This is a genomic window from Bartonella sp. AA23NXGY, assembly GCF_042197165.1.
Taxonomy (GTDB): domain Bacteria; phylum Pseudomonadota; class Alphaproteobacteria; order Rhizobiales; family Rhizobiaceae; genus Bartonella.
The window spans coordinates 1-802 of record NZ_JBHIRO010000092.1; the positions used below are offsets into that span (position 1 = coordinate 1).

The 802-nt window shown below is 42.4% G+C and carries 1 protein-coding gene and 1 pseudogene; both read left to right on the plus strand.

The features are described from left to right. The first annotated feature begins 149 nt into the window (after nt 1-149). On the plus strand, nt 150-530 hold the full coding sequence (locus tag ACFINY_RS09810) for a hypothetical protein (protein ID WP_375612646.1): 381 nt from the start codon (nt 150-152) through the stop codon (nt 528-530). Nucleotides 531-541: 11 nt separating this feature from the next. Next, nucleotides 542-802: pseudogene (locus ACFINY_RS09815) on the plus strand (hypothetical protein); the annotation flags it as partial.

Below are 802 nucleotides of genomic sequence, written 5' to 3' on the forward strand. Positions count from 1 at the left end.
GGCACGCAAGATTTTACGCCAACAGATCAAAAGTCTTTTGTTGCAGATGATAAGGAGATGACCCTTTATGCAACACGAGACAAAACCACCGATGCTGGTGAATGTATTGTGGTTGTGCAATTCGTAACAAATCATTGAGGGGATAAGACATGGCAGATTATTTACCACAGCCCTTGCAAGGGAGAAATCTTCATACCCAGCAGGTAAGCTTTTTGCGGCTTAATTTTAGCTATGAAGATAAAGAAAAGGTGATGAAGATAGGCACCCTCCCTCGTGGTGCTTTGATTACTTCGATTAAAGTGTTTGTTAAGACAGCATTTTCGGACACAAAGGTCAAAATAGGCAGCACTGCTGGAGGGACTGAGTTTGGTGAAGCGGAAATCAAACAACAGGCAGTAAAAGAGGTTAAGCCCACCAATCAGAAGGAATTTGTCCCTTATGATGAAGAGGTCACTCTCTATGCTAAAGCGGACAAAACAGTACAAGCTGGTCAAGCAAGTATAGTCGTTGAATTCGTGACTAATCACTGAGAGGTATTTTGATGACACGTCATTATATTCGGGTTAAGACTGGAGGACCGATACCTGTAAAGCGAGATGTTTATCGTCATAAGAGAACACTTTCGCACTTAGTGTCGGTCATTCAAGATGAGATTGATGACATAGCCGATGAGTATGTTCAACAAATCCAAGAAAGCATTTTTGCAGCTATTCGTTTTTGTGAACGGGAGACCTTTTACTTTAACGAAAGCCGTGATGTGGTGTTTGAGACACGGGCGGGACAAGGTGTTTATGATGCAAGC

Coding starts and splice junctions, on each gene's coding strand:
- ACFINY_RS09810 (WP_375612646.1), top strand. CDS start 150: ATGGCAGATTATTTACCACAGCCCTTGCAAGGGAGAAATCTTCATACC.